The 2,120-nt window shown below is 73.2% G+C and carries 1 protein-coding gene; it reads left to right on the top strand.

Annotated features, from left to right (window positions below):
- On the top strand, positions 1–1,780 hold a 1,780-nt coding region (locus tag B8460_RS18145; RefSeq protein WP_148360690.1), incomplete at its 5' end, for a tetratricopeptide repeat protein.
- Between the last annotated feature and the right edge of the window lie 340 nt (positions 1,781–2,120).

The raw sequence follows: 2,120 nt of genomic DNA, 5'->3' as shown, positions 1-2,120 counted from the left end.
CGCATGCCGCCGTCTTCTTCAGCTTCACCCGCGCGACCCCGGCGTGCTGCATCTGCTGGGCACGCTGCGCTACCGGCAGGGCGCGCTGGACGAGGCCGCCTTTCTGTTCACGGCGGTGCTGGGCATCGACCCGGACCACGCGTCGGCCCTGAACGACCTCGCCTGCGTCGCCCTGGCGGAGCGGCGGCCCGGCGACGCGCTGGGACTGCTCGACCGCGCCATCGCGATCGATCCGACACAGGCCGATGCGCATCTGAACCGCGGCAACGCGCTGCTGACGCTGGAACAGGCCGAGGCGGCCGGCGCGGCCTATGAGGAAGCACGCGCGCTGCGGCCGACGGATGCGCGGGCGCTCTCGGGCCTTGCGACGATACGGCGCATGCAGGGCCGGAACGACGAGGCGCTGACGCTCGCGCAGGCGGCGCTGGAGGCGGACCCGGACGTGCCGGGCGGGCAGACCAGCCTCGGGACCGCGCTGCAGGCGCTGGGCCGCGGCGAGGAGGCGCGCGTCGCCTTCCGCGCCGCGCTGGCGCGCGATCCGGCCGACGCGGACGCGCTGAACAATCTCGGCACGTCGCTGATCGACGCGGGCGCGCACGAGGAGGGGCTGGCGGCGCTGCGACAGGCGACGGTCGCGCGCCCCGGCTTCGCCCTTGCCTGGTTCAACCTCGCCAACGCCCTCGTGACGATGCAGCGGGCGGACGAGGCGATCACCGCCTATCAGCGGCTCCTCGCCCTGGAACCGCGGCACGCGGAGGCGCTGCACAACATGGGCGGCGCGCTGATGATGCTGCGCGATGCCGACGGGGCGGTGGCGGCATTCCGCGCGGCGCGGCGCGGTGACGACGACACGCGCACGCTGTTCTCCGAGTCGCTGGCGCTGCTGACGCTCGGCGACTATCCGGCCGGATTCGCCGCCTATGAGGCGCGGCTGGCGGAGGCGTTCGCCGCGCCGCAGGACCGCCACCTGATCCGCCCGCGCTGGCACGGCGGGCGCGACGTCGCGGGGCGCCGTGTCCTGCTGTATGCGGAACAGGGATACGGCGACAACGTCCAGTTCTGCCGCTACGCGCCGCTGGTCGCCGCGCGCGGCGCGCACACGATCATCGAGGCGCCGGCGCCGCTGCTGCCGCTGCTGCGCACCCTGCCCTGGATCGACGAGTTCGTGCCGACCGGCGAGCCGCTGCCGGAGTTCGATCTGTATTGCCCGATGGCCAGCCTGCCGCTTGCCTTCGGCACCACGCTCGACTCGGTGCCGGCGACGGTGCCGTATCTGTTCGCGGAAGCGCATCGCGTGGCGCGGTGGCGCCCGGAACTGCTGTCGGACGGGCGCCGGCGGGTCGGCATCGCATGGTCCGGCAATCCCGGCTTCGGCAACGACCGGCAGCGCAGCCTGTCGCTCGCGCTGCTGGAACCGCTGCGCGCCTGCGGCGTCGCGCTGCATGTCGTGCAGCAGGACGTGCGGGCGGGCGACCGGGCGGTGCTGGACGGCTGGCCGGACGTGCGCGACCTCAGCACGGCGATCGTCGACTTCGCCGACACCGCCGCCATCCTGTCGCTGATGGACCTGGTGATCAGCGTCGATACGTCGATCGCCCATGTCGCCGGCGCGATCGGCGTGCCGGTCTGGGTGCTGCTGCCCTATGCCGCCGACTGGCGCTGGCTCCGGCGGCGCGAGGACAGCATCTGGTATCCGACGGCCCGGTTGTTCCGGCAGGAGACACCCGGCGACTGGCCGGGGGTGATCGCCGCCGTGGTCGCCGCGCTGGCGTCACCCTGAGCCCGCATCCGCCACGATCCCGCCGCGTTACGGCCCTGGTATGGTCGCGGGCCGCGTGTCTCATTCCGATACGAAAGACTTCATGGCGGTTGCCACGCGCGCTGCTAGGTTGCCGGCGACCTGCTCGGCATGACTTTCAAGGGAGAGCGAAATGAAACGCCTGGTGGTGCACGCGGGGATCGGTCTCGCATTATGCGTGTCGGTCGCGGCTTGTACCAACCCGTATGACCCAGGCCAGCGCGCCATCGGCGGCGGCCTTATCGGTGCCGGTACCGGCGCGGCGGTCGGCGGCCTCGCGGGCGGCGGCACCGGCGCCGCGGCCGGCGCGCTGATCGGCGGC

It is taken from the genome of Acidisphaera rubrifaciens HS-AP3, assembly GCF_000964365.1.
Classification (GTDB): Bacteria; Pseudomonadota; Alphaproteobacteria; order Acetobacterales; family Acetobacteraceae; genus Acidisphaera; species Acidisphaera rubrifaciens.
The sequence above is the reverse complement of the archived record's forward strand: the minus strand, read 5'-3'. Positions and strand labels throughout refer to the sequence as shown.